This is a genomic window from Streptomyces sp. NPDC029044 (genome assembly GCF_040637495.1).
Classification (GTDB): domain Bacteria; phylum Actinomycetota; class Actinomycetes; order Streptomycetales; family Streptomycetaceae; genus Streptomyces.
This window is the reverse complement of the sequence record NZ_JBEZWN010000026.1, coordinates 1-24,783: the sequence shown is the minus strand read 5'-3', so window position 1 is coordinate 24,783 and position 24,783 is coordinate 1. Positions and strand designations below refer to the sequence as shown.

Annotated in this window: 20 protein-coding genes; 19 read left to right on the top strand and 1 reads right to left on the bottom strand. The window is 71.0% G+C overall.

Features of this window, described 5'->3' with window-relative positions:
* Positions 1-15: 15 nt before the first annotated feature.
* From AB0E85_RS21380 to AB0E85_RS21320, 13 genes are all read left to right on the top strand, one after another.
* Complete coding sequence (locus AB0E85_RS21380; RefSeq protein ID WP_361929403.1) at positions 16-1,536, top strand: UDP-N-acetylmuramoyl-L-alanyl-D-glutamate--2,6-diaminopimelate ligase; 1,521 nt, start codon at positions 16-18, stop codon at positions 1,534-1,536.
* Positions 1,537-1,564: 28 nt separating this feature from the next.
* A complete protein-coding gene (gene murF, locus AB0E85_RS21375; RefSeq protein WP_361929401.1) occupies positions 1,565-2,980 on the top strand; it encodes a UDP-N-acetylmuramoyl-tripeptide--D-alanyl-D-alanine ligase in 1,416 nt (471 codons plus the stop codon).
* Positions 2,980-4,071 (top strand): phospho-N-acetylmuramoyl-pentapeptide-transferase, encoded by a 1,092-nt coding sequence (gene mraY, locus AB0E85_RS21370; RefSeq protein WP_010039348.1) that lies wholly within the window; start codon positions 2,980-2,982, stop codon positions 4,069-4,071. Before murF ends, mraY begins: the two co-directional genes overlap by 1 nt.
* The gene (gene murD, locus AB0E85_RS21365; RefSeq protein ID WP_361929399.1) at positions 4,068-5,495 is read left to right on the top strand and encodes a UDP-N-acetylmuramoyl-L-alanine--D-glutamate ligase; all 1,428 of its coding nucleotides are present in this window, start codon (positions 4,068-4,070) and stop codon (positions 5,493-5,495) included. Before mraY ends, murD begins: the two co-directional genes overlap by 4 nt.
* Positions 5,496-5,630: 135 nt before the next feature.
* Complete coding sequence (gene ftsW / locus AB0E85_RS21360) at positions 5,631-6,995, top strand: putative lipid II flippase FtsW (protein WP_361929396.1); 1,365 nt, start codon at positions 5,631-5,633, stop codon at positions 6,993-6,995.
* Between the two features lie 6 nt (positions 6,996-7,001).
* Positions 7,002-8,099, top strand: coding sequence for an undecaprenyldiphospho-muramoylpentapeptide beta-N-acetylglucosaminyltransferase (murG, locus tag AB0E85_RS21355; RefSeq protein ID WP_062926343.1), 1,098 nt, complete (start codon positions 7,002-7,004; stop codon positions 8,097-8,099).
* Positions 8,100-8,124: 25 nt separating this feature from the next.
* A complete protein-coding gene (locus tag AB0E85_RS21350) occupies positions 8,125-8,919 on the top strand; it encodes an FtsQ-type POTRA domain-containing protein (RefSeq protein ID WP_361929393.1) in 795 nt (264 codons plus the stop codon).
* A 288-nt stretch (positions 8,920-9,207) separates the two neighbouring features.
* Positions 9,208-10,401 (top strand): cell division protein FtsZ, encoded by a 1,194-nt coding sequence (gene ftsZ, locus AB0E85_RS21345; RefSeq protein ID WP_033312673.1) that lies wholly within the window; start codon positions 9,208-9,210, stop codon positions 10,399-10,401.
* Between the two features lie 10 nt (positions 10,402-10,411).
* On the top strand, positions 10,412-11,143 hold the full coding sequence (pgeF, locus tag AB0E85_RS21340; RefSeq protein ID WP_361929390.1) for a peptidoglycan editing factor PgeF: 732 nt from the start codon (positions 10,412-10,414) through the stop codon (positions 11,141-11,143).
* Between the two features lie 6 nt (positions 11,144-11,149).
* Complete coding sequence (locus AB0E85_RS21335; RefSeq protein WP_361929388.1) at positions 11,150-11,869, top strand: YggS family pyridoxal phosphate-dependent enzyme; 720 nt, start codon at positions 11,150-11,152, stop codon at positions 11,867-11,869.
* 129 nt (positions 11,870-11,998) lie between these two features.
* Complete coding sequence (gene sepF, locus AB0E85_RS21330; RefSeq protein ID WP_102907744.1) at positions 11,999-12,640, top strand: cell division protein SepF; 642 nt, start codon at positions 11,999-12,001, stop codon at positions 12,638-12,640.
* A gap of 70 nt (positions 12,641-12,710) precedes the next feature.
* Positions 12,711-12,998 carry a YggT family protein gene (locus AB0E85_RS21325; RefSeq protein ID WP_361929385.1) on the top strand — a complete coding sequence of 96 codons (288 nt, stop codon included), beginning with the start codon at positions 12,711-12,713 and terminating at the stop codon, positions 12,996-12,998.
* A gap of 55 nt (positions 12,999-13,053) precedes the next feature.
* Positions 13,054-14,178, top strand: a complete 1,125-nt coding sequence (locus AB0E85_RS21320) for a DivIVA domain-containing protein (protein WP_361929382.1) — start codon at positions 13,054-13,056, stop codon at positions 14,176-14,178.
* Positions 14,179-14,362: 184 nt separating this feature from the next.
* Here the strand turns inward: AB0E85_RS21320 and ileS are convergent, their stop codons facing one another.
* On the bottom strand, positions 14,363-17,506 hold the full coding sequence (gene ileS, locus AB0E85_RS21315; RefSeq protein WP_361929380.1) for an isoleucine--tRNA ligase: 3,144 nt from the start codon (positions 17,504-17,506) through the stop codon (positions 14,363-14,365).
* A 1,586-nt stretch (positions 17,507-19,092) separates the two neighbouring features.
* Between ileS and AB0E85_RS21310 the strand changes: the two genes are divergently transcribed.
* From AB0E85_RS21310 to AB0E85_RS21285, 6 genes are all read left to right on the top strand, one after another.
* On the top strand, positions 19,093-19,989 hold the full coding sequence (locus tag AB0E85_RS21310) for a TraR/DksA family transcriptional regulator (protein ID WP_361929551.1): 897 nt from the start codon (positions 19,093-19,095) through the stop codon (positions 19,987-19,989).
* An 89-nt stretch (positions 19,990-20,078) separates the two neighbouring features.
* Positions 20,079-20,684, top strand: a complete 606-nt coding sequence (gene lspA / locus AB0E85_RS21305) for a signal peptidase II (RefSeq protein ID WP_361929379.1) — start codon at positions 20,079-20,081, stop codon at positions 20,682-20,684.
* Positions 20,685-20,727: 43 nt separating this feature from the next.
* Positions 20,728-21,672, top strand: a complete 945-nt coding sequence (locus AB0E85_RS21300) for an RluA family pseudouridine synthase (protein ID WP_298556905.1) — start codon at positions 20,728-20,730, stop codon at positions 21,670-21,672.
* Positions 21,669-22,136, top strand: coding sequence for a GNAT family N-acetyltransferase (locus AB0E85_RS21295; RefSeq protein ID WP_361929375.1), 468 nt, complete (start codon positions 21,669-21,671; stop codon positions 22,134-22,136). Before AB0E85_RS21300 ends, AB0E85_RS21295 begins: the two co-directional genes overlap by 4 nt.
* 96 nt (positions 22,137-22,232) lie before the next feature.
* Complete coding sequence (locus AB0E85_RS21290; RefSeq protein ID WP_361929372.1) at positions 22,233-23,819, top strand: Na+/H+ antiporter; 1,587 nt, start codon at positions 22,233-22,235, stop codon at positions 23,817-23,819.
* Between the two features lie 63 nt (positions 23,820-23,882).
* Positions 23,883-24,623, top strand: a complete 741-nt coding sequence (locus tag AB0E85_RS21285) for an SDR family oxidoreductase (protein ID WP_361929369.1) — start codon at positions 23,883-23,885, stop codon at positions 24,621-24,623.
* Positions 24,624-24,783: the final 160 nt, after the last annotated feature.

The following is a 24,783-nucleotide window of genomic DNA, read 5'->3' as shown; positions in this document are numbered from 1 at the left end:
CAGAAGGGCCATCCCGTGACATACCCCGGGCCGCCCAGGCCGGTACAGGTCTCCGCCACACCCCTCGCGGAACTCGCCGATCAGCTGGGTGCTTCCGCGCCGGAGAGCGCCGCCGAGGTCACGGGCATCACCCATGACTCGCGCGCCGTCCGCCCCGGCGACCTGTACGCCGCCCTCCCGGGGGCCCGGCTGCACGGTGCCGACTTCGTCAACCAGGCCGCGGGCCTCGGTGCCGCCGCCGTGCTGACCGACCCGACGGGGGCCGAGCGCGCCGCCGCGTCCGGACTGCCGGTGCTGGTCGTCGACGACCCGCGCGGGCGGATGGGCGAACTGGCCGCCACCATCTACGGCCACCCCGGCCGGGACCTGCTCCAGATCGGCATCACCGGCACCTCCGGCAAGACCACCACGGCCTACCTCGTCGAGGGCGGCCTGAAGACGGTTCGGTCCACCGGCCTGATCGGCACGGTCGAGATGCGCATCGGTGACGAGCGCATCAAGTCCGAGCGCACCACCCCCGAAGCCACCGACCTCCAGGCCCTGTTCGCCGTCATGCGCGAACGCGGTGTCGACGCGGTGGCCATGGAGGTCTCCAGCCACGCCCTGGTGCTGGGCCGCGTCGACGGCTGCGTCTTCGACATCGGCGTCTTCACCAACCTCAGCCCGGAGCACATGGAGTTCCACTCCGACATGGAGGACTACTTCCAGGCGAAGGCGCAGCTGTTCACCCCGAAACGGGGCAAACTCGGCGTGGTCAACGTCGACGACGAGTACGGCCGCAGGCTGGCGAAGGAAGCCACCGTCCCGGTCGTCACCTACTCCGCCGAGGGGCACCCCGACGCCGACTGGCGCGCCGAGGACGTCGAGGTCGGCCGGCTCGACTCGACCTTCACCGTCATCGGTCCCAAGGGCGAGCGGATCGCCGCCACATCGCCGCTGCCGGGCCCGTTCAACGTGGCCAACACCCTCGCCGCGATCGTCGCCCTCGCCGTCGCCGGCCTCGACCCGCAGGCCGCCGCCGACGGTGTCGCCGCCGTCCCCGGCGTTCCGGGCCGTCTGGAGCGCGTGGACGCGGGCCAGCCCTACCTCGCGGTCGTCGACTACGCCCACAAGACCGACGCCGTCGAGTCCGTGCTGCGCGCCCTGCGCAAGGTCACCGAGGGCAGGCTGCACATCGTCCTCGGCTGCGGCGGCGACCGCGACACGACCAAGCGCGAGCCGATGGGCGCCGCGGCGGCCCGGCTCGCCGACACCGCCACACTGACCTCCGACAACCCCCGCGGCGAGGACCCCCTCGCGATCCTCGCCACGATGCTCCAGGGCGCGGCCTCCGTGCCCGCCCACGAGCGCGGCGAGGTGCAGGTCTTCGAGGACCGGGCCGCCGCGATCGCCGCCGCCGTCGCCCGCGCCGAACCCGGCGACACCGTGCTGGTGGCGGGCAAGGGCCACGAGCAGGGCCAGGACATCGCCGGGGTGGTCCGTCCCTTCGACGACCGCCAGGTGCTGCGCGAAGCCATCCAGAAGACCCAGGGATGAAAATCCAGAAGACCCAGGGGATGAACTTGTGATCGCCCTCTCCCTCGCCGAGATCGCAGAAGTCGTCGGCGGGCAGACGCACGACATACCGGATCCGTCCGCCCAGGTCACCGGCCCGGTCGTCCGGGACTCCCGCGAGGCGGGGCCGGGCAGCCTGTTCGTGGCCTTCGCCGGGGAGCGCGTGGACGGCCATGACTTCGCGGCGGCGGTCGTCGAGGCGGGAGCGGTGGCCGTGCTCGGCACCCGCCCCGTCGGCGTGCCGGCGATCGTCGTGGACGACGTCCAGGCCGCCCTCGGCGCCCTCGCCCGGCACGTCGTACGGCGTCTCGGCGCCACCCTCGTCGCCCTCACCGGCTCGGCGGGCAAGACCAGCACCAAGGACCTCATCGCGCAGGTGCTCCAGCGCAAGGCGCCGACGGTGTTCACGCCCGGCTCGCTCAACAACGAGATCGGGCTGCCGCTGACCGCGCTGAGCGCCACCGAGGAGACCAGGTTCCTGGTCCTGGAGATGGGTGCCCGCGGCATCGGGCACATCAGTTACCTCGCCGGCCTGACACCCCCCAAGGTCGGCCTGGTCCTCAACGTGGGCAGCGCCCACATCGGCGAGTTCGGCGGCCGCGAGCAGATCGCACAGGCCAAGGGCGAACTGGTGGAGGCACTGCCGTCCGAGGCCGACGGCGGCACCGCGATCCTCAACGCGGACGACCCCTACGTCCGGGCCATGGCCTCCCGTACGAAGGCGAAAGTGCTGTTCTTCGGAGAGTCCGGCGAAGCGGACGTTCGTGCCGAGAACGTGCGACTCACGGACGCCGGACAGCCCTCGTTCAGGCTTCACACACCCTCCGGTGCAAGCGATGTGACCATGCGCCTGTACGGTGAGCACCACGTGTCGAACGCGCTCGCCGCGGCCGCCGTCGCCCACGAGTTGGGCATGTCCGCTGACGAGATCGCCGTCGCGCTCTCCGAGGCGGGCTCCCTCTCCCGCTGGCGGATGGAGGTCACCGAGCGCCCGGACGGCGTGACGGTCGTCAACGACGCCTACAACGCGAACCCCGAGTCCATGCGAGCCGCTCTGCGCGCGCTCGCGGCGATGGGCAAGGGGCGTCGTACGTGGGCGGTGCTCGGCAAGATGGCCGAGCTCGGGGACGAGGCTCTCGCCGAGCACGACGCGGTCGGGCGGCTCGCCGTCCGGCTCAACGTCAGCAAGCTCGTCGCGGTCGGTGGCAGGGAAGCCGCCTGGCTGCAACTGGGCGCATATAACGAGGGTTCGTGGGGTGAGGAGTCGGTGCACGTGTCCGACGCACAGGCGGCGGTCGACCTGTTGCGCAGCGAGTTGCGCCCGGGGGACGTCGTGCTCGTGAAGGCGTCCCGTTCGGTCGGTCTGGAGAGCGTGGCGCAGGCGCTCGTCGAGACCGGTGCCGAGGGTGAGGTTTCCGCCCGATGATGAAGCAGATCCTGTTCGCAGGAGTCATTGGTCTCTTTCTCACGCTGGTCGGCACCCCGCTGCTGATCAAGCTCCTCGCGCGCAAGGGCTACGGCCAGTACATCCGCGACGACGGCCCGCGCGAGCACGCCAGCAAGCGCGGTACGCCGACCATGGGCGGCATCGCCTTCATCCTGGCGACGGTCGCCGCGTACTTCCTGGCCAAGGTGATCACGGGTTATCTGGACCCGGATGTCGACGCGGCGCCGACCTTCTCGGGCCTGCTGGTGCTCGGCCTGATGGTCGGCATGGGCCTGGTCGGCTTCCTCGACGACTACATCAAGATCGTCAAGCGGCGTTCGCTCGGTCTGCGCGCCAAGGCGAAGATGGCCGGCCAGCTGATCGTCGGCATCGGCTTCGCCGTGCTGTCGCTGCAGTTCGCGGACAACCGCGGCAACACCCCGGCCTCCACCAAGCTGTCGTTCATCACGGACTTCGGCTGGACGATCGGCCCTGTGCTGTTCGTGGTCTGGGCGCTGTTCATGATTCTCGCGATGTCGAACGGCGTGAACCTGACCGACGGTCTGGACGGTCTGGCCACCGGCGCCTCGGTGCTCGTCTTCGGTGCCTACACCTTCATCGGTGTCTGGCAGTTCCAGGAGTCCTGCGCCAACGCGCAGACGCTGACCAACCCGGGCGCGTGTTACGAGGTGCGCGACCCGCTCGACCTCGCGGTGGTGGCCTCCGCGCTGATGGGTGCCTGTCTTGGCTTCCTGTGGTGGAACACCTCGCCGGCCAAGATCTTCATGGGCGACACCGGTTCGCTCGCCCTCGGCGGTGTGCTCGCCGGCCTCGCGATCTGCTCCCGCACCGAACTGCTCCTCGCCATCCTCGGCGGCCTGTTCGTCCTGATCACCATGTCCGTGGTGATCCAGGTCGGTTCCTTCCGCCTCACCGGGAAGCGCGTCTTCCGGATGGCGCCACTCCAGCACCACTTCGAACTCAAGGGCTGGTCCGAGGTGCTCGTCGTGGTCCGCTTCTGGATCATCCAGGGCATTTGTGTGATCGTCGGACTCGGCCTCTTCTACGCAGGATGGGCAGCGGACAAGTGACTTCCTCGGAGCCCTTCGACTTCCAGGGCAAGCACGTCACCGTCGCCGGGCTCGGCGTCTCCGGCGTCCCGGCGGCCAAGGTGCTGCACGGCCTCGGCGCGACCGTCACGGTCGTCAACGACGGCGCCGACGAGCGCGCGCGGGCGCAGGCGGCCGAACTGGAGGCGCTCGGCGTCACTGTGCGCCTCGGTGACGGCGACACCCTGCCGGAGGGCACCGAGCTGATCGTCACCGCGCCCGGCTGGAAGCCGGACAAGCCGCTGTTCGCTGCGGCGGAGCAGCAGGGCGTGCCCGTCTGGGGCGATGTCGAACTGGCCTGGCGCCTGCGCGGCCCCGACGCCGCCGACTGGCTCGCCGTCACCGGCACCAACGGCAAGACCACCACCGTCCAGATGCTGACGTCGATCCTGAAGGCGGCGGGCCTGCGCACGGCCGCCGTCGGCAACATCGGCGTCTCCCTGCTGGACGCGGTGCTCGGCGAGGAGCAGTACGACGTCCTGGCCGTGGAACTCTCCAGCTACCAGCTGCACTGGGCGCCCTCCCTGCGCGCCCACTCGGCGGCCGTGCTGAACCTCGCCCCCGACCACCTCGACTGGCACGGCTCCATGGAGGCGTACGCCGCCGACAAGGGCCGTATCTACGAGGGCAATCGCGTCGCCTGCGTCTACAACGTCGCCGACAAGGCGACCGAGGACCTGGTCCGCGCGGCCGACGTCGAGGAGGGCTGCCGGGCCGTCGGCTTTACCCTCGGCACCCCGGCGCCGTCCCAACTCGGCGTCGTGGAGGGCATCCTGGTCGACCGCGCCTTCGTCGAGGACCGGCACAAGAACGCCCAGGAACTCGCCGAGGTCGGCGACGTCAACCCGCCGGCCCCGCACAACATCGCCAACGCCCTCGCGGCGGCGGCCCTCGCCCGCGCCTACGGCGTGCCCGCCAGGGCCGTGCGGGACGGCCTGCGGGCGTTCACCCCGGACGCCCACCGCATCGCGCACGTGGCGGACGTGGACGGGGTCGCCTACGTCGACGACTCCAAGGCCACCAACACGCATGCGGCGGAAGCCTCGTTGGCGGCGTACGAGCCGATCGTGTGGATCGCGGGCGGGCTCGCGAAGGGCGCGACCTTCGACGAGCTGGTCGCCAAGTCGGCGAAGCGGCTGCGGGGCGCCGTGCTGATCGGCGCGGACCGCGCGCTCATCCGGGAAGCCCTCGCGCGACACGCCCCGCAGGTACCCGTCGTCGACCTCGACCGGACCGACACTGGGGCGATGCGCGCGGCGGTCCGGGAGGCGCGGAAACTCGCTCAGGCGGGCGACACGGTGCTGCTGGCTCCGGCCTGTGCCTCCATGGACATGTTCGCCAACTACAACAAGCGCGGGGACGCTTTCGCGGACGCCGTCCGTGAGCTCGGCTCCGCCGACGGCTGACCCGGGTCCGCCTCGCCCGGCGGCGGTGCCGGGCGTACCTGGGAGGGACGCGTGACACGGATGTGGCTGGTGCCCGAGCGGCCAGGGGGCGTGCACCGCGCAACGCCCCCCTCCGGCATGGCAGGGTGAGCCGCTGTGCCCACCAGCCGCACCGGACGGCCTCCGACCCCGCGCGCCCCCAAGCGCCCCGCCGCGCCCCGGCTCGCGCGGGAGAACCGCGCCCTGAGCCTCTACGCCCGCGCACGCAGGGGCTGGGACCGACCGCTGACCGCCTACTACCTGATCCTCGGCGGCAGTCTGCTGATCACCGTGCTGGGTCTGGTGATGGTCTACTCGGCCTCCCAGATCACCGCGCTTCAGATGTCGCTGCCCGGTTCGTACTTCTTCCGCAAGCAGCTGCTCGCGGCGGGGATCGGCACCGGTCTGCTGCTCGCGGCCTCGCGGATGCCGGTGAGACTGCACCGGGCGCTCGCCTACCCCATCCTCGCGGGCGCCGTCTTCCTCATGGTCCTGGTGCAGATCCCGGGGATAGGGGTGTCGGTCAACGGCAACCAGAACTGGATCTCCCTCGGCGGCTCCTTCCAGATCCAGCCCAGCGAGTTCGGCAAGCTCGCCCTCGTGCTGTGGGGCGCCGACCTGCTCGCCCGCAAGCAGGACAGGAAGCTGCTGACCCAGTGGAAGCACATGCTCGTGCCGCTGGTGCCGGCCGCGTTCATGCTGCTCGGCCTGATCATGATCGGCGGCGACATGGGCACCGCGATCATCCTCACGGCCATCCTGTTCGGCCTGCTCTGGCTGGCCGGCGCCCCCACGCGGCTGTTCGCCGGGGTGCTGTCGATCGCCGCCGTCCTCGGCCTGATCCTCATCAAGACCAGCCCCAACCGCATGGCCCGGCTCCAGTGCCTGGGCGCCACCGAGCCCCAGTCGGGACCTGTCGACTGCTGGCAGGCCGTGCACGGGATCTACGCCCTCGCCTCGGGCGGAATCTTCGGCTCCGGGCTCGGTGCGAGTGTGGAGAAATGGGGCCAACTACCCGAAGCCCACACCGACTTCATCTTCGCCGTCACCGGTGAGGAACTGGGCCTGGCGGGGACGCTGTCGGTACTCGCCCTCTTCGCGGCTCTAGGCTATGCGGGTATCCGCGTGGCCGGACGCACGGAGGACCCCTTCGTGAGGTATGCCGCGGGAGGCGTGACCACCTGGATCACGGCCCAGGCCGTGATCAACATCGGTGCGGTGCTCGGTCTGCTGCCGATCGCCGGCGTCCCTCTCCCGCTGTTCTCCTACGGAGGATCCGCCCTGTTGCCGACCATGTTCGCCATCGGGTTGCTGATCGCCTTCGCGCGTCAGGACCCCGCTGCGCGGATGGCGCTTGCGATGCGGCAACCCCGCTTTGGTAGAAAGCGGGGGGCGGGGGGCACCGGTTCCGGTCGGAGTCCCCGGAGATGGAACACGATGCGACGGCGTGCCTCGGTGGCGCGCTCGTCCGGAGAGCGGTGAATTTCGGTGCATGTCGTACTCGCCGGCGGAGGAACCGCGGGCCACATCGAGCCCGCGCTCGCCCTCGCGGACGCCCTGCGCAGGCAGGACCCGAGCGTGGGCATCACGGCCCTGGGCACGGAGCGCGGCCTCGAGACCCGTCTCGTACCCGAGCGCGGGTACGAACTCGCGCTGATCCCCGCCGTTCCGCTGCCGCGCAAGCCCACCCCCGAACTGATCACCGTCCCGGGCCGGCTGCGCGGCACCATCAAGGCGACCGAGCAGATCCTGGAGCGCACCAGGGCCGACGCCGTGGTCGGCTTCGGCGGCTACGTCGCCCTGCCCGGCTACCTCGCGGCCAAGCGCCTGGGCGTGCCGATCGTGATCCACGAGGCCAACGCCCGCCCGGGCCTGGCCAACAAGATCGGCTCGCGGTACGCCAGCCAGGTCGCCGTCTCCACGCCCGACAGCAAGCTGCGGGGCGCCCGCTACATCGGTATCCCGCTGCGCCGCTCCATCGCCACGCTCGACCGGGCCGCCGTACGCCCCGAGGCCCGGGCCGCGTTCGGCCTCGACCCGAACCTGCCCACCCTGCTGGTCACCGGCGGCTCCCAGGGCGCCCGCCGCCTGAACGAGGTCGTCCAGCAGGTCGCGCCCTGGCTCCAGCAGGCCGGGATCCAGATCCTGCACGCGGTCGGCCCGAAGAACGAACTGCCGCAGGTCCACCAGATGCCGGGAATGCCCCCGTATATCCCGGTAAGTTACCTGGACCGGATGGACCTCGCGTACGCCGCGGCCGACATGATGCTCTGCCGCGCGGGTGCGATGACCGTCGCCGAACTCTCCGCCGTCGGGCTCCCGGCCGCCTACGTCCCGCTGCCCATCGGCAACGGCGAACAGCGGCTCAACGCCCAGCCGGTGGTCAAGGCCGGCGGCGGACTGCTGGTCGACGACGCGGAGCTGACCCCCGAGTGGGTCCAGCAGAACGTCCTGCCCGTGCTCGCCGATCCGCACCGGCTGTACCAGATGTCCCGCGCCGCCGCCGAGTTCGGCCGCCGGGACGCCGACGAGCTGCTCGTCGGCATGGTGTACGAGGCGATCGCCGCCAGTCGTGCACACCGATAGGACTGTATGACGGAAGGCAGGGAGCGTGGCCGGATCGACCACCGCCGAACGCGGTGAACGCCAGCAGGAGTCGTCCGGCCCGCCGCCCCGCCTGCGGTCGAGGCGGGCCAGACTCCGCGCGCTCGTCCTCCTGGGCCTCGCCCTGGTCTTCCTCGGCATCCCGACGATCTGGCTCTTCTACGGCTCCGACTGGCTGCGCGCCGAGCACGTCTCCGTGTCCGGCACCCGGGTCCTGACGCCCGATCAGGTCGAGTCCGCCGCTGAGGTTCCGCTCGGGAAGCCGCTGATTTCCGTCGACACCGGTGCGATCGAGACACGATTGCGCCGGAAATTGCCCCGAATTGACGCGGTTGACGTGGTCCGCTCCTGGCCTCATGGAATCGACCTGAAAGTGGTGGAGCGGACTCCGGTTCTGATTGTCCACAAGGGTGAAAAGTTCGTCGAAGTGGACGATGAAGGTGTCCGCTTCGCCACGGTTTCTGAAGCCCCGAAAGGCGTTCCGGCACTGGAATTGACGCTCTCCCGGTCCGGCTCCGCAGCCGCCAGCCTGCGCCGCTTCGGGGAGTCCCGGCTGGTGCGCGAGGCGGTCGGTGTCGCCCGCGCGGTTCCGGCCGCCGTCGCCCGCGAGACACGGACCGTCAAGGTCCGTTCCTACGACGACATCTCGCTGGAGTTGAGGGACGGACGCACGGTCGTCTGGGGGAGCAGCGAGAAGGGTGCCGCGAAGGCCCGTACCCTCACCGCCCTGATGAAAGCAACGCCCGATGCGGGGTACTTCGACGTGAGTGTGCCCACCGCCCCGGCGTCATCGCGGAGTTGACGCACATCAGCGCAGGCCAGCACCCTGGTTGGGCAGTGCTACGGCTGATCACATAGGGTGAAAAGAAAAACGGGAGGTTCGGCGTGTTCGTTGAACGTGCGCCACTTGTCGACTTAGTGTCCTGTTCAGAAGACTCCAAGGAACAGACACACTGGTAACCCTAAACTTCAGGGTTAGGGTTCGGGTCGGCGATACGGACCGTCCCATTCGGCATCAGTCGTCGGGTCGCGGGGCGCAGTGCGTCACGGTGATTCGGCGACACGTAACTCGAGGCGAGAGGCCTTCGACGTGGCAGCACCGCAGAACTACCTCGCAGTCATCAAAGTCATCGGTGTCGGCGGCGGTGGTGTCAATGCCATCAACCGGATGATCGAGGTCGGTCTCAAGGGCGTCGAGTTCATCGCCATCAACACCGACGCGCAAGCTCTGTTGATGAGCGACGCCGACGTCAAGCTGGACGTCGGCCGTGAACTCACCCGCGGACTCGGCGCCGGAGCCAACCCGGCCGTCGGCCGCAAGGCCGCCGAGGACCACCGCGAGGAGATCGAGGAGGTCCTCAAGGGGGCCGACATGGTCTTCGTGACAGCCGGTGAAGGCGGCGGCACCGGCACCGGCGGCGCGCCCGTCGTGGCCAACATCGCCCGCTCGCTCGGTGCCCTCACCATCGGCGTGGTCACGCGCCCGTTCACCTTCGAGGGACGGCGCCGCGCGAACCAGGCCGAGGACGGCATCGCCGAACTCCGCGAAGAGGTCGACACCCTCATCGTCATCCCGAACGACCGGCTGCTGTCCATCTCGGACCGCCAGGTCTCGGTGCTGGACGCCTTCAAGTCGGCCGACCAGGTCCTCCTCTCGGGTGTTCAGGGCATCACCGACCTCATCACCACCCCGGGCCTCATCAACCTCGACTTCGCCGACGTCAAGTCGGTCATGTCCGAGGCCGGCTCGGCCCTGATGGGCATCGGCTCGGCCCGCGGCGACGACCGCGCGGTGGCCGCGGCCGAGATGGCGATCTCCTCGCCGCTGCTGGAGGCGTCCATCGACGGCGCCCGCGGTGTCCTGCTCTCCATCTCCGGCGGCTCCGACCTCGGTCTGTTCGAGATCAACGAGGCCGCCCAGTTGGTGAGCGAGGCCGCCCACCCCGAAGCCAACATCATCTTCGGCGCGGTGATCGACGACGCCCTCGGCGACGAGGTCCGGGTCACCGTGATCGCGGCCGGCTTCGACGGCGGCCAGCCGCCCGCCAAGCGGGACAACGTCCTCGGTTCCTCCTCGGCCAAGCGGGAGGAGCCGGCCCCGGCGCGGCAGACCGAGAGCCGCCCGTCCTTCGGATCGCTCGGCAGCGTGACCCCGAAGGAGGACCCGGAGCCCGCTCCGGAGCCGGTCAAGGACATCCCGGTCGCTCCGCCGGTCACGCCGGCGCCGCGGACCTACTCGGACAGCGCGGCCGAGGAACTGGACGTACCGGACTTCCTCAAGTGATCCTTCAGTCGTGATAGGACAGCGCGAAAGCGCGAGCGGCGCGCACTTCGGCTTCACCGACCGGTGGGGCGGGGTGAGCGCCGCTCCGTATGAGGAGCTCAACCTCGGCGGGGCGGTCGGTGACGACCCCGACGCCGTACGCACCAACCGTGACCTGGCCGCCAAGTCCCTCGGCCTCGAGCCGGACCGGGTGGTCTGGATGAACCAGGTGCACGGGGCCGACGTCGCGATGGTGGACGGGCCGTGGGGATCTTCGGCCCCGGTCCCGTCGGTCGACGCGATCGTCACCACGCGCCGGGGGCTCGCCCTCGCCGTACTCACCGCCGACTGCGTGCCGGTGCTGCTCGCCGACCCCGTCGCCGGGGTCGCCGCCGCGGCCCACGCGGGCCGGCCCGGCATGATCGCCGGAGTGGTCCCGGCCGCGCTGCGCGCGATGACGGAGCTGGGCGCCGAGCCCTCCCGGATCATCGCCCGCACCGGGCCCACCGTCTGCGGCCGGTGTTACGAAGTGCCCGAGGCGATGCGCGCCGAGGTGTCCGCCGTCGAGCCGGCGGCGTACGCCGAGACGAGTTGGGGCACGCCGGCGGTCGACGTGAGCGCCGGAGTGCACGCCCAGCTGGATCGGCTCGGGGTGCGCGACCGGGAGCAGTCGCCGGTGTGCACGCTGGAGTCGCGCGATCACTTCTCGTACCGCCGCGACCGCACCACCGGTCGGCTCGCGGGTTATGTGTGGCTGGACTGACAGGACATGACGGAACGCAAGGACGAACTCGCCGCGAATCTGGCGAAAGTGGAACGGCGTATCGCCGACGCGTGCACCGCGGCGGGGCGGGCGCGTGACGAGGTGACCCTCATCGTGGTCACCAAGACCTATCCCGCGAGCGATGTGCGGATCCTCGCCGAACTCGGCGTGCGGCACGTCGCGGAGAACCGCGACCAGGACGCGGCGCCCAAGGCCGAGGCCTGCTCGGATCTGCCCCTCACCTGGCATTTCGTGGGTCAACTCCAGACCAACAAGGTGCGATCGGTGGTCGGTTACGCGGATTTCGTGCAGTCCGTCGACCGTTCCAGGCTCGTCACGGCCCTGTCGAAGGAGGCCGTCCGGGCCGGGCGCGAGCTGGGATGTCTCCTCCAGGTCGCACTCGACGCCGGTGAGAGCGGCCGGGGCGAGCGGGGTGGGACGGGGCCCGGCGGGATCGGGGAGTTGGCCGATCTCGTGGCGGCGGCGCCGGGGCTCCGGCTCGACGGACTGATGACCGTCGCGCCGCTCACCGGTGAGTACGCGGGACGCGAACAGGCGGCCTTCGAGCGGCTGATGGTTTTGTCGACCGACCTGCGCCGGAGTCATCCGGCTGCCACCATGGTCTCGGCAGGGATGAGTACGGACCTCGAACAGGCCGTTGCGGCCGGAGCGACACATGTGCGCGTCGGCAGCGCGGTACTCGGAGTCCGCCCCAGGCTCGGGTAACGTCGCCAAGAAGTCGGACCACAGCAGAAAATATGGTCATTGCCGCCGAAAGGCGGATTCAAGGACCTCGTGGATCGCGGGCACTTGGCAGTCGTCAGCCGATCCACCACAGAGCGGAGGACTCAGAGCATGGCCGGCGCGATGCGCAAGATGGCGGTCTACCTCGGCCTCGTGGAGGACGATGGGTACGACGGCCGCGGATTCGACCCCGACGACGACTTCGAACCCGAACTGGACCCGGAGCCCGAGCGGGACCACCGACGGCACGAGCCGTCACACCAGCCGCACGTCTCACATCAGCCCCAAAGGGACGAAGAGGTACGAGTCGTACAGCCGCCCGCGCCCCGCGAACCGGCCGCCCGCTCCGCTTCGCTCCCCGCGGAATCCAGCCGCCCGGCGCGCATCGCGCCCGTGGCATCCATCACACAAGAACGCGCAAGTCTGGAGAAGAACGCACCGGTGATCATGCCCAAGGTCGTGTCCGAACGAGAGCCTTACCGGATCACCACGCTTCACCCACGGACCTACAACGAGGCCCGTACCATCGGGGAACACTTCCGTGAAGGCACCCCGGTGATCATGAACTTGACTGAGATGGACGACACAGATGCGAAGCGACTTGTCGACTTTGCGGCCGGTCTGGTGTTTGGTCTTCACGGCAGTATCGAGCGGGTGACGCAGAAGGTGTTCCTGTTGTCGCCTGCTAACGTCGATGTCACGGCGGAGGACAAGGCCCGCATCGCAGAGGGCGGGTTCTTCAACCAGAGCTGAGACGCACCACCGGAAACAGCAGTGCACAGCAGTACACAGCAAGGCACAGGGGAGAGGGAAGCAACAGGTCATGGGCGTGGTTCTGCAGGTTCTCTACATCGCGCTGATGGTCTTCCTCATCGTGCTCATTTTCCGGTTGGTCATGGACTACGTCTTCCAGTTCGCCCGCTCATGGCAACCCGGCAAGGCGATGGTGGTCGTTCTGGAGGCCACCTACACTGCCACTGATCCACCGCTCAAGCTTCTGCGGCGGGTCATCCCGCCGCTGCGTCTCGGGGGCGTGGCGCTCGACCTGTCCTTCTTCGTTTTGATGATCATCGTTTACATCCTGATCACCGTCGTGCGGAACGCGATGTGAGCGATGTGACAGATACGGTCTTGCCGAATGCCGACGACTACGTTGAGGTGAAGAGATGCCGTTGACCCCCGAGGACGTGCGGAACAAGCAGTTCACGACCGTCCGCCTCCGAGAAGGCTATGACGAGGACGAGGTCGATGCCTTCCTCGATGAGGTCGAAGCCGAACTGACCCGCCTGCTCCGCGAGAACGAGGACCTGCGCGCCAAACTGGCCGCGGCCACGCGCGCTGCTGCGCAGAACCAGCAGAACATGCGCAAGCCTCCGGAGCCGCAGCAGGATCAGCAGCAACAGCAGCAGCAGGGTATGCGCGGTCCGGGTGGTCCTGTCCCCGCCGGCATATCGGGCCCGCCGCAGCAGCAGATGGGTGGCCCCATGGGTGGTCCGCCCCAGCTGCCGAGCGGTGCCCCGCAGCTGCCCGCCGGCCCCGGCGGTCAGGGTGGACCCCAGGGTCCCGGCCCCATGGGCCAGGGTCCGGGTCCGATGGGCCAGCCCCCGATGCAGCAGCAGATGGGCGGCCCCATGGGCGGCCCCGGCCCCATGGGCGGTCCGATGGGCGGCCCCGGTCAGGGAGGCCCCGGTGGCGACAGCGCCGCCCGTGTCCTCTCGCTGGCCCAGCAGACCGCCGACCAGGCGATCGCCGAGGCCCGTTCCGAGGCCAACAAGATCGTCGGCGAGGCGCGTTCGCGTGCCGAGGGTCTGGAGCGTGACGCCCGTGCCAAGGCCGACGCCCTGGAGCGGGACGCGCAGGAGAAGCACCGCGTCGCGATGGGCTCCCTGGAGTCCGCCCGCGCCACGCTGGAGCGCAAGGTCGAGGACCTGCGCGGCTTCGAGCGCGAGTACCGCACGCGCCTGAAGTCGTACCTGGAGTCGCAGCTGCGTCAGCTGGAGACCCAGGCCGACGACTCGCTGGCCCCGCCGCGCACTCCGGCGGCCGCGTCCCTCCCGCCGTCCCCGGCGCCCTCCATGGCTCCGGCCGGCGCGAGCGCCCCGTCCTACGGCGGCGGCAACCCGACGATGGGCGGCGCTCCCGCGCCGGCTGCTCCGTCCTACGGCGGCCAGCAGCAGATGTCGCCGGCGATGACCCAGCCGATGGCGCCGGTACGCCCGCAGGGCCCGTCGCCGATGGGCCAGGCGCCCTCGCCCATGCGGGGCTTCCTGATCGACGAGGATGACAACTGACGGCCTGATGGCCAGTAGTACGGCATAGACGTCGGCAGCGTTCAGGGCGGGCCCCGGGTGTGAACCCGGGGCCCGCCCTTTTGCCACGCGCGTTCGTGTCCGCGTCACCCTGTTCGTGCGTACGCAACGCCGAAGGCCCGGTCCCGCCAAGATCTTTGGCGGGACCGGGCCTTCGGCCTGAGGGTTACGCCTTGCGCAGGCGGAACGTGAGGGTGAGGCCCTCGTCCGTGAACGGCGCGCCGTAGCCGTCCTCCGCCTCGCCCTGCGCGAAGTCGGTCGCCAGCACCTCGTCGGCGATCAGGCCGGCGTGGTCGGTCAGGGCCGCCACCGTCGCCTGGTCCGTGGCCGTCCAGCGCAGTGCGATGCGGTCGGCCACGTCGAGGCCGCTGTTCTTGCGGGCCTCTTGGATCAGGCGGATCGCGTCACGGGCGAGGCCCGCGCGGCGGAGCTCCTCGGTGATCTCCAGGTCCAGGGCCACCGTGGCGCCCGAGTCGGAGGCCACCGACCAGCCCTCGCGGGGGGTCTCGGTGATGATGACCTCGTCGGGGGCGAGCGTGATGGTCTCACCGTCGACCTCGACCGAGGCCGTGCCCTCGCGCAGGGCCAGCGACAGGGCGGCCGCGTCCGCGTTCGCCACGGCCTTGGCCACGTCCTGGACGCGCTTGCCGAACCGCTTGCCCAGCGCGCGGAAGTTGGCCTTCGCCGTGGTGTCGACCAGGCTGCCGCCGACCTCGCTCAGGGTCGCCAGCGACTCGACGTTCAGCTCCTCCGTGATCTGCGTGCGCAGTCCGGAGTCCAGCGTGTCGAAGCCCGTCGCCGCGATCAGCGCGCGGGACAGCGGCTGGCGCGTCTTGACGCCCGACTCCGCCCGCGTGGCACGGCCCAGCTCCACCAGGCGCCGCACCAGCACCATCTGCTTGGACAGCTCCGGGTCGATGGCGGTGAGGTCCGCCTCCGGCCAGGACGACAGGTGGACCGACTCCGGAGCGCCCGGGGTCACCGGGACGATCAGGTCCTGCCAGACCCGCTCGGTGATGAACGGGGTCAGCGGGGACATCAGCTGCGTGACCGTCCCGACGACCTCGTGCAGCGTGCGCAGCGCCGCCTTGTCGCCCTGCCAGAAGCGGCGGCGCGAGCGGCGCACGTACCAGTTCGACAGGTCGTCGACGAACGCGGACAGCAGCTTGCCGGCGCGCTGGGTGTCGTAGGCGTCCAGCGCCCGGGTGACCTGGTCGGTGAGGGCGTGCAGTTCGGACAGCAGCCAGCGGTCCAGGACCGGGCGGTCGGCCGGGGCCGGGTCGGCCTCGGACGGGGCCCAGTTCGACGTACGGGCGTACAGGGCCTGGAAGGCGACCGTGTTCCAGTACGTCAGGAGGGTCTTGCGGACGACCTCCTGGATCGTGCCGTGGCCCACGCGGCGGGCCGCCCACGGGGAGCCGCCGGCCGCCATGAACCAGCGGACCGCGTCGGCGCCGTGCCGGTCCATGAGCGGGATCGGGTCGAGGGTGTTGCCCAGGTGCTTGGACATCTTGCGGCCGTCCTCGGCGAGGATGTGGCCGAGGCAGACGACGTTCTCGTACGACGACTTGTCGAAGACCAGCGTGCCGACCGCCATCAGCGTGTAGAACCAGCCGCGGGTCTGGTCGATGGCCTCGCAGATGAACTGCGCCGGGTAGCGGGCCTCGAACAGCTCCTTGTTCTTGTACGGGTAGCCCCACTGCGCGAACGGCATCGAACCCGAGTCGTACCAGGCGTCGATCACCTCCGGCACGCGCGTGGCGGTCTTGCCGCAGCCTCCCTGCGGGCAGGCGAAGGTGACATCGTCGATGAACGGGCGGTGCGGGTCCAGGCCCGACTGGTCCGTGCCGGTCAGCTCGGACAGCTCCGCGAGGGATCCGGCGCAGGTGAGGTGGTCGTCCTCGCAGCGCCAGATCGGCAGGGGGGTACCCCAGTAGCGGTTGCGGGACAGCGCCCAGTCGATGTTGTTGTTCAGCCAGTCGCCGTACCGGCCGTTCTTGACCGTGTCCGGGAACCAGTTGGTGCCCTCGTTCTCCGCGAGGAGGCGGTCCTTGACCTCCGTGGTGCGGATGTACCAGGAGGGCTGCGCGTAGTAGAGCAGCGCGGTGTGGCAGCGCCAGCAGTGCGGGTAGCTGTGCTCGTACGGGATGTGCTTGAAGAGCAGGCCGCGCTCGTCGAGGTCGGCGGTGAGCTTCTCGTCGGCCTTCTTGAAGAAGACGCCGCCGACCAGCGGGACGTCCTCCTCGAAGGTGCCGTCCGGGCGGACCGGGTTCACGACCGGCAGGCCGTAGGAGCGGCAGACCTTGAGGTCGTCCTCACCGAAGGCGGGGGACTGGTGGACCAGGCCCGTGCCGTCCTCGGTGGTGACGTACTCGGCGTTGACGACGAAGTGGGCATCGGCCGGGAACTCGACCAGCTCGAGGGGGCGCTGGTAGGTCCAGCGCTCCATCTCGGCGCCGGTGAAGGTCTGGCCGGTGGTCTCCCAGCCCTCGCCGAGGGCCTTGGCGACCAGCGGCTCCGCGACGACGAGCTTCTCCTCGCCGTCGGTCGCCACGACGTAGGTGACCTCGGGGTGCGCGGCGACCGCCGTGTTGGAGACCAGGGTCCAGGGCGTGGTCGTCCACACCAGGAGCGCGGCCTCGCCGGCCAGCGGACCGGAGGTGAGCGGGAAGCGGACGAAGACCGACGGGTCGACGACCGTCTCGTAGCCCTGCGCCAGCTCGTGGTCGGACAGGCCCGTGCCGCAGCGGGGGCACCAGGGGGCGACGCGGTGGTCCTGGACCAGCAGGCCCTTGTTGAAGATCTCCTTCAGCGACCACCAGACCGACTCGATGTACTCCGGGTCCATCGTGCGGTACGGGTCCTGGAGGTCGGTCCAGTAGCCCATGCGGGTCGTGAGCGCCTCGAAGGCGTCCGTGTGCCGGGTCACCGACTCGCGGCACTTCTCGTTGAACTCCGCGATGCCGTACGCCTCGATGTCCTGCTTGCCGGAGAAGCCGAGCTCCTTCTCGACGGCGAGCTCCACCGGGAGGCCGTGGCAGTCCCAGCCGGCCTTGCGGGCGACGTGGTAGCCGCGCATGGTGCGGAAGCGGGGGAAGACGTCCTTGAAGACGCGGGCCTCGATGTGGTGGGCACCCGGCATGCCGTTGGCGGTGGGCGGGCCCTCGTAGAACACCCATTCGGGGCGGCCCTCGGACTGCTCCAGGGTCTTGGCGAAGATCTTCTGCTCGCGCCAGAAGTCGAGCACGGCGTGCTCTAGGGCGGGCAGGTCGACCTGGGCGGGCACCTGGCGGTACGTCGGCGATGTCATCAGCGGGCTTCCTCCGGCGGACTTGCTGCCTTCCGTCCGGAGGGACGAGAGCTACGTCTGCCTGCGCCGCCTTCGGCGCGCTCCCGCGGTACCACCCTCCTTGGCCCTCCGGCACGGGGTGTGCGCCGGTGAGCCCCCTCATTGGGGTCGCGATGCCGGGTCTACCGACCGCTGCGCTCGGCTGCGGCGTTCTTCCGGCGGCTCCGGGGTGATCTTCACGTCGCGCTCGCCCCCGGGCTCACACCGTCCCCGGGTCGCTCTGGGCTGCGTACGCCGCTACTCGTCCCCATCCACGCTTTTCGCTCCGCCCAGTGTACGGCGCCGCGCGGACGGCGGCCGACCGGTTTTCCGGGCGCCGGGCCTTGCGGGTATCGGGAGGGGTGCGAAATGGGTTTGATGACCCTAATGGGGTGGTATAGGTGTTCGGATCCTGGGACGTCCGGCTCGGCGGATTACCGGGCGGGGAGCTGGGCACAACGGATGCAGGTTCGCCGCGGCATGCGCGAGGCGGGCGAATCAGGCGGTGTGCCCCGTTGCCGCGGGACTCGAGTCGATTTATCGTCCCAGCACGATTCGCGAGCAAGATCACAATATGTGAAGGGGCCGCGGCCATGGTGGCGAAGAAGACCGCCGTACAGCAGTCGGCGTCCGGCAGGTCCGCGGAGGCCTCCGGCGGCGCGGCCAAGGACGTGGGCGGGAAGAAGTCCACGCAGGGCAGATCGGCTGGGCGGGCGGTGCAGGAGGGCCGGGGGAGGACGGCCGGGGAGAGGACGCCGAAGGGGAAGGCCGCGGGCGGGAGGGCCGTGAGCCAGGAGGCCGCGGCAGGACCGGCCGAGGCCAAGCCATCCGGGACCGGATCCTCCGGGGCCGGGTCGTCGGGCACCGGATCCTCCGGGGCCAGGTCGTCGGGCACCAGGTCGTCCGGGACCCGGTTGTCGGGCACCCGGTCGTCGGACACCAGGTCGTCCGAGACCAGGGCGTCAGGGCCCGAGCCGCCAGGGGCTGAGGTGACCGGGGCCGGGCAGAGCGCTCCCCGGGCGGCAACGGCCAAGTCGCCGGCCGGGAAGGAACGCGCCAAGGCGTCGGAGGACGGGGCACCGGCCGAGGCGCCGGCGAAGCGGGCGGACGCCCAGGCGTCGGCGAAGCGTGCACACGCTAAGGCGTCGGAGGACGGGCCACCGGCCGAGGCGTCGGCGAAGGGGGCGCACGCCCAGGCGTCGGCGAAGCGTGCACGCGCCAAGGCGTCGGAGGACGGGGCACCGGCCGAGGCGTCGGCGAAGGGGACACGGGCCAAGGCGCGGGCCGGGAAGGAACGCGCCAAGGCGTCGCAGGACGGGCCACCGACCGAGGCACCGGCGAAGAGGACACGGGCCAAGGCGTCGGGCCATGAGGGTTCGGCCAAGGCGTCGGCGGTGAAGGCGCCGGCGAAGCGGGCGCACGTCCAGGCGTCGGCGAAGCGTGCACACGCCAAGGCGTCGGAGGACGGGCCATTGGCCGAGGCGCCGGCGAAGAGGACACGGGCCAAGGTGTCGGGCCATGAGGGTTCGGCCAGGGCGTCGACGGACGGGGCACCGGCCGAGGCACCGGTGAAGAGGACACGGGCCCAGGCTCCGGCCCATGAGGCATCGGCCGGAGCCGCAGGGGAGTCGGCCGAGGGATCGGCCGCCAGGGCACCGGCCGGGAAGGCGGCGGAGAAGAAGGCGGCCGTCCGGAAGGCCGCCTCGGCGGAAAAGGCCCGAGCCGGGAAGGCCACTGCCGGAAAGGCCACCGCCGGGAAGGCCGCCGCCGGCAAGACCGCCACGGCGGGAAAGGCGGCGGCGGTCACGAAGGCCGCCGCCAAGAAGGCCCCGGCCCGCAAGACCGCCGGAGGCAAGAGCACCACCACCAGGAGCGCGGCCGGGAAGGGCGCTGCCCGGACCGGCGCGGTCACACAGGACACGGCCGCGAGCAGCACGGCCAAGAAGGCGGGTGCGGCCGAGGCCGCGCAGCAGACGGGAGCGACGACGGTGGTTGCGAAGAAGACTCCTGGCACGGCCACGGCGGCGAAGACCGCCGTTCCCAAGGCACGGATCGCCGCGGCGGAGCCCGGTGAGCTCGCGGTACGCCCGGGCGAGGACCCCTGGACGGCGGAGGAGGTCGAGGAGGCGCGGTCCGAGCTGACGTCCGAGGAGACCCGGCTGCGTGAGGAGATCACGTCGTCGGAGCGGTCGCTGGCCGGTCTGATGCGGGACTCCGGGGACGGCGCGGGCGACGACCAGGCGGACACCGGCACCAAGAACATCACCCGTGAGCACGAGCTGGCCCTGGCCGCCAACGCGCGGGAGATGCTCCTCCAGACCGAGCGCGCCCTGGAGCGCCTGCACGCGGGCACCTACGGCCTGTGCGAGAACTGCGGCAACGCCATCGGCAAGGCCCGGATGCAGGCCTTCCCCCGGGCCACGCTCTGCGTGGAGTGCAAGCAGAAGCAGGAGCGCCGGTACTGACCGGCCGCCGAATGCCTCCTGAGCACGTGCGACCTGCGGGGTGTGCCGTACCCTCGTCCTCAGTCAGGCACCTAGGTTGAGGGACTCACGTGGCAGAGGCGGAGCGCATCATCGGTACGCCGGACACACCGGACGCGGCCGGGGGCGGCAAGGAGCGACCCGACTCCGAGGGCACCCCGCCCGGTGAGTCCGCAGCCGGGCGGCCCCAGGGCCGGCGCCGGATCGCGGTGCTGTTCGCCGTCGCCTCGATCGCGTACGCCCTCGACCTGATCAGCAAGCTGATCGTGGTGGCCAAGCTGGAGCACCACCCGCCCATCGAGATCATCGGCGACTGGCTGAAGTTCGAGGCGATCCGCAACGCGGGCGCGGCCTTCGGCTTCGGTGAGGCCTTCACCGTGATCTTCACGATGATCGCGGCGGCGGTGATCGTGGTGATCGCCCGCCTCGCCCGCAAGCTCTACAGCCTGCCCTGGGCGATCGCGCTCGGCCTGCTGCTCGGCGGGGCGCTGGGCAACCTCACCGACCGGATCTTCCGGGCGCCGGGCGTCTTCGAGGGCGCGGTCGTGGACTTCATCGCACCCAAGCACTTCGCCGTCTTCAACCTGGCCGACTCGGCGATCGTGTGCGGCGGCATCCTGATCGTGCTGCTGTCGTTCAAGGGCCTCGACCCGGACGGGACCGTCCACAAGGACTGAGCGCGCGTACGGCCCTGTCGGAGCCGTCCGGCATACTCGACGGGTGAGCACGCTTCCCGAGATCCGTACCCTGCCCGTGCCCGACGGCCTGGAGGGCGAGCGCGTCGACGCCGCCATCTCCCGCATGTTCGGCTTCTCCCGTACCAAGGCGGCCGAGCTCGCCGCCGCGGGGAAGGTCACGGTCGACGGGTCGGTGGTCGGCAAGTCGGAGCGCGTGCACGGCGGCGCCTGGCTGGAGGTCGAGATGCCGCAGGCGCCCGCGCCGGTGCAGGTCGTCGCCGAGCCGGTCGAGGGCATGGAGATCGTCCACGACGACGATGACGTGGTCGTCATCGTCAAGCCGGTCGGCGTGGCCGCGCACCCCTCGCCGGGCTGGAGCGGGCCGACCGTCATCGGGGGCCTGGCCGCCGCCGGGTACCGGATCTCCACCTCCGGCGCCGCCGAGCGCCAGGGCATCGTGCACCGGCTCGACGTGGGCACCTCGGGCCTCATGGTGGTCGCCAAGTCGGAGCGCGCCTACACCTCGCTCAAGCGCCAGTTCAAGGAGCGCACGGTCGACAAGCGCTACCACACGCTCGTCCAGGGCCACCCCGACCCGACGAGCGGCACCATCGACGCGCCCATCGGCCGGCACCCCCAGCACGACTACAAGTGGGCGGTCACCGCCGAGGGCAAGCCGTCCGTCACGCACTACGACCTCATCGAGGCGTTCCGCGCTGCCTCGCTGCTCGACGTGAAGCTGGAGACCGGCCGCACGCACCAGATCCGCGTCCACATGGCCGCCCACCGGCACCCCTGCGTCGGCGACCTCACCTACGGCGCCGACCCGACGCTCGCCAAGCGCCTGGGCCTGACCCGCCAGTGGCTGCACGCGGTACGGCTCGGCTTCGAGCACCCCGGGGACGGTCAGTGGGCGGAGTTCTCCTGCGACTACCCGGAGGACCTGCACAAGGCCCTGGAGCAGGTCCGCGAGGAGACGTACGCGTGAGCACCCCGTACGTGGTGCGGATCGCCGAGGACCCGGCCGACCGTGAGGCGTGCTTCGCGGTGCGCAAGGAGGTCTTCGTCGGCGAGCAGGGCGTACCGGAGGACATCGAGTACGACGCGTACGACGCCGGCGCGGTCCATGTGCTGGCGGTCCGCCAGGACGGCGTGCCGCTCGGGACGGGGCGGCTGCTGCACGGGGAGGCGGCCGTGGCCCAGACCGGCGCCGGCCCGTCCGTGGGCTCCCTCGGCCGGCTCGCCGTGACGGGAGCCGCACGCGGGCTCGGCGTCGGTGCCGCCCTGGTGCGGGCCATCGAGGACGCGGCCCGCGCGCGGGGGCTCGCGGCCGTGGACCTGCACGCGCAGACGCACGCGCTCGGCTTCTACGCGCGGCTCGGCTATGAGCCCTACGGGCCCGAGTACTTGGAGGCGGGGATTCCGCACCAGGGGATGCGGCGTTCGCTTTAGCCCCTCGTGGTGGGTGCCGAAACGGTTTGTCCCGGGAGTTGCGTGGCAGGCTTGAGGTCAGTCGTGTGAACATTTGACCGTTGTGGAGCGCTGACCGTGGATCAGTTGGCCCTGCTGTTCGTGCTGCTGCTCGGGGCCGTGATCAGTGTCCCCTTGGGCGACCGGCTCAAGATGCCCGCCCCGGTGCTGATGACGCTCCTGGGGATAGTCCTCGCGCTGCTGCCGTTCGTGCCGAACGTCGAGATCGCGCCGGACCTGATCCTGCCGCTGCTGCTGCCGCCCCTGCTGTACGCCGCCGTGCGGCGCACCTCCTGGCGGCAGTTCGCGGCGAACAAGAGGCCGATCTTCCTGTTGGCCGTGGCGCTGGTGTTCGTCACCATGGCCTGCGTGGCCGCCGTGGCCGACGCGATCGTGCCGGGGCTGCCGCTCGCCGCGGCGTTCGCGCTGGGCGCGCTGGTCGCGCCGCCGGACCCGGTCGCGGCGACCGCCGTGGCCGGACAGCTGGGACTGCCCCGCCGCCTGGTGTCGATCCTGGAGGGCGAGGGCCTCTTCAACGACGTGACGGCCATCGTCCTCTACCACGTGGCGATCGCCGCCGCCGTCAGCGGGACGTTCTCGCCCTGGAAGGCCGGGCTCGACCTGGTGCTGTCGGCCGTGGTGGCGGTGGCCGTGGGCCTCGCGCTGGGCTGGGGCGCGAACAAGCTGATGGAAATCCTCGGCGACGCCACCCTGCAGATCGGGCTGACCCTGCTCGTGCCGTACGCCTCCTACGTCATGGCCGAGGAGCTGCACGGGTCCGGCGTGCTCGCCGTGCTCACCACCGCGCTGTTCCTCGCGGAGTACGGCTCCGACGCCGACGACGTCATGACACGGCTGGCCGGCCACACGTTCTGGAACATCGTCGACACGCTGGTCACCGGCGTCGCGTTCGGGCTGGTCGGTCTCGAACTGCACAACGCCATCCGCACGGCCTCGGGGCGGTGGGGCGAGCTGCTGGGCTGGGCGGCGGTGGTGGTGGTCGTCGTCGTGTTCGCCCGGCTGCTGTGGCTGCTGCCGGCGACCTGGCTGACCAAACGGCTGCACGCGCGGCGGGACTACGACGAGGACATCCCGGTGAGCTGGCGCGAGACCGTGGTGATGTGGTGGTCGGGGATGCGCGGGGTCGCCTCGGTCGCGCTGGTGCTGGCCATTCCGCTGGAGACCGATGCCGGCGCGCCGTTCCCGAGCCGGGACGAGATCATCTTCATCGCCTTCGGGGTGATCATGGCGACGCTGGTCCTGCAAGGGCTGACGCTGCCGTGGCTGGTGCGGTGGCTTGGGGTGAAGGCCGACACGGACAAGGAGAAGGAGTTCGCCAAGGACCTGGCGATCCGGGCGGCCAAGGCGGCGAAGCAGCGGCTGCGGGAGATCGAGGGGACCGAGGAACTGCCGGAGGAGCTGTCCGAGCAGATGCTGCGGCGGGCCTACGACATCGGGGTGCGGATCAGTCCCGAACTGGCGGAGGACGAGCGGCGGGAGGCGTACCGGGAGGGGGCCCGGCGGGTGAAGCGGGTGCGGCGGATCCAGCAGGAGATGCTGAGCGCCGCGCGGCACGAGGTACTGGCGGCGCGCAGCGAGCCCGGGGCGGATCCCGAGGTGGTCGACCGGGTTCTGCGGCACCTCGACGTCCGCAGCCTGCGGTGAGTCACCGGCGGCTGCGGCTGCCGGTTTGACGGCGGGCGGCCGGGGCGTCGTAGGGTCGTCCGTATGGCACGGAATGTAGTAATCAGTGGTGGCGGTACGGGAATTGGGCTCGCGGCGGCCCGGGTGTTCGCCGCGGACGGCGATCGGGTGCTGCTGCTCGGGCGGCGGGCCGAGGTGCTGGAGAAGGCCGAGGTGCCCGGCGCGCTGACGTACGCGGCCGATCTCGCCGAGCCGGAGGACGTGCGGGGTGTCGCCGCCTTCGTGGAACGGGAGTTGGGGGCTGTGGACGTGCTCGTGCACAGCGCCGGGGGCAACGGGCTGCTCGAACCGGACGCCCCGGGTGACGATCCGCTCGCGGCCGTCGCGCACACCTGGAATGTGAACTTCCGCCTCAACACCCTGACGGCGGTGCTGCTCACCGAGGCGCTGAAGCCGCGGCTCGCCGAGCCCGGCGGACGCGTGCTGTTTCTCAGCTCCATCGCCGCCTACCGCGGGTCCGGGAGCGGGGCGTACGCGGCGGCCAAGGCGGGGCTGCACCCTTACGCCCACGACCTGGCCCGGGAGCTGGGACCGCGTGGCATCACCGCGAACGTCGTGGCGCCCGGGTACATCGAGGACACCGAGTTCTTCGGGGACGCGATGGCGGAGGAGCGGCGGGCCCGGCTCATCGATGAGACCTCGAACGGCCGGGCCGGCACCCCGGGGGACGTCGCCGAAACCCTGCACTGGCTGGCCTCCCCGGGGGCCGGGCACATCACCTCGCAGATCATCCAGGTCAACGGCGGCGCCGAGCGCGGCCACTGACCGGTGGAAGGCAGGAGGGGGTGCCCCCGGGGGGGGGGGGGGCCCGCCGGCCGGGGGTGGCGCGCCGCGGCCCCCCCGGCCGCCCCCCCCCCCGGCCGCCCCCCGTCCACCCCCCCGCCAGGGCCCCCCGCACCCCGCCTGCCCCCCGAAGTCGCCATAG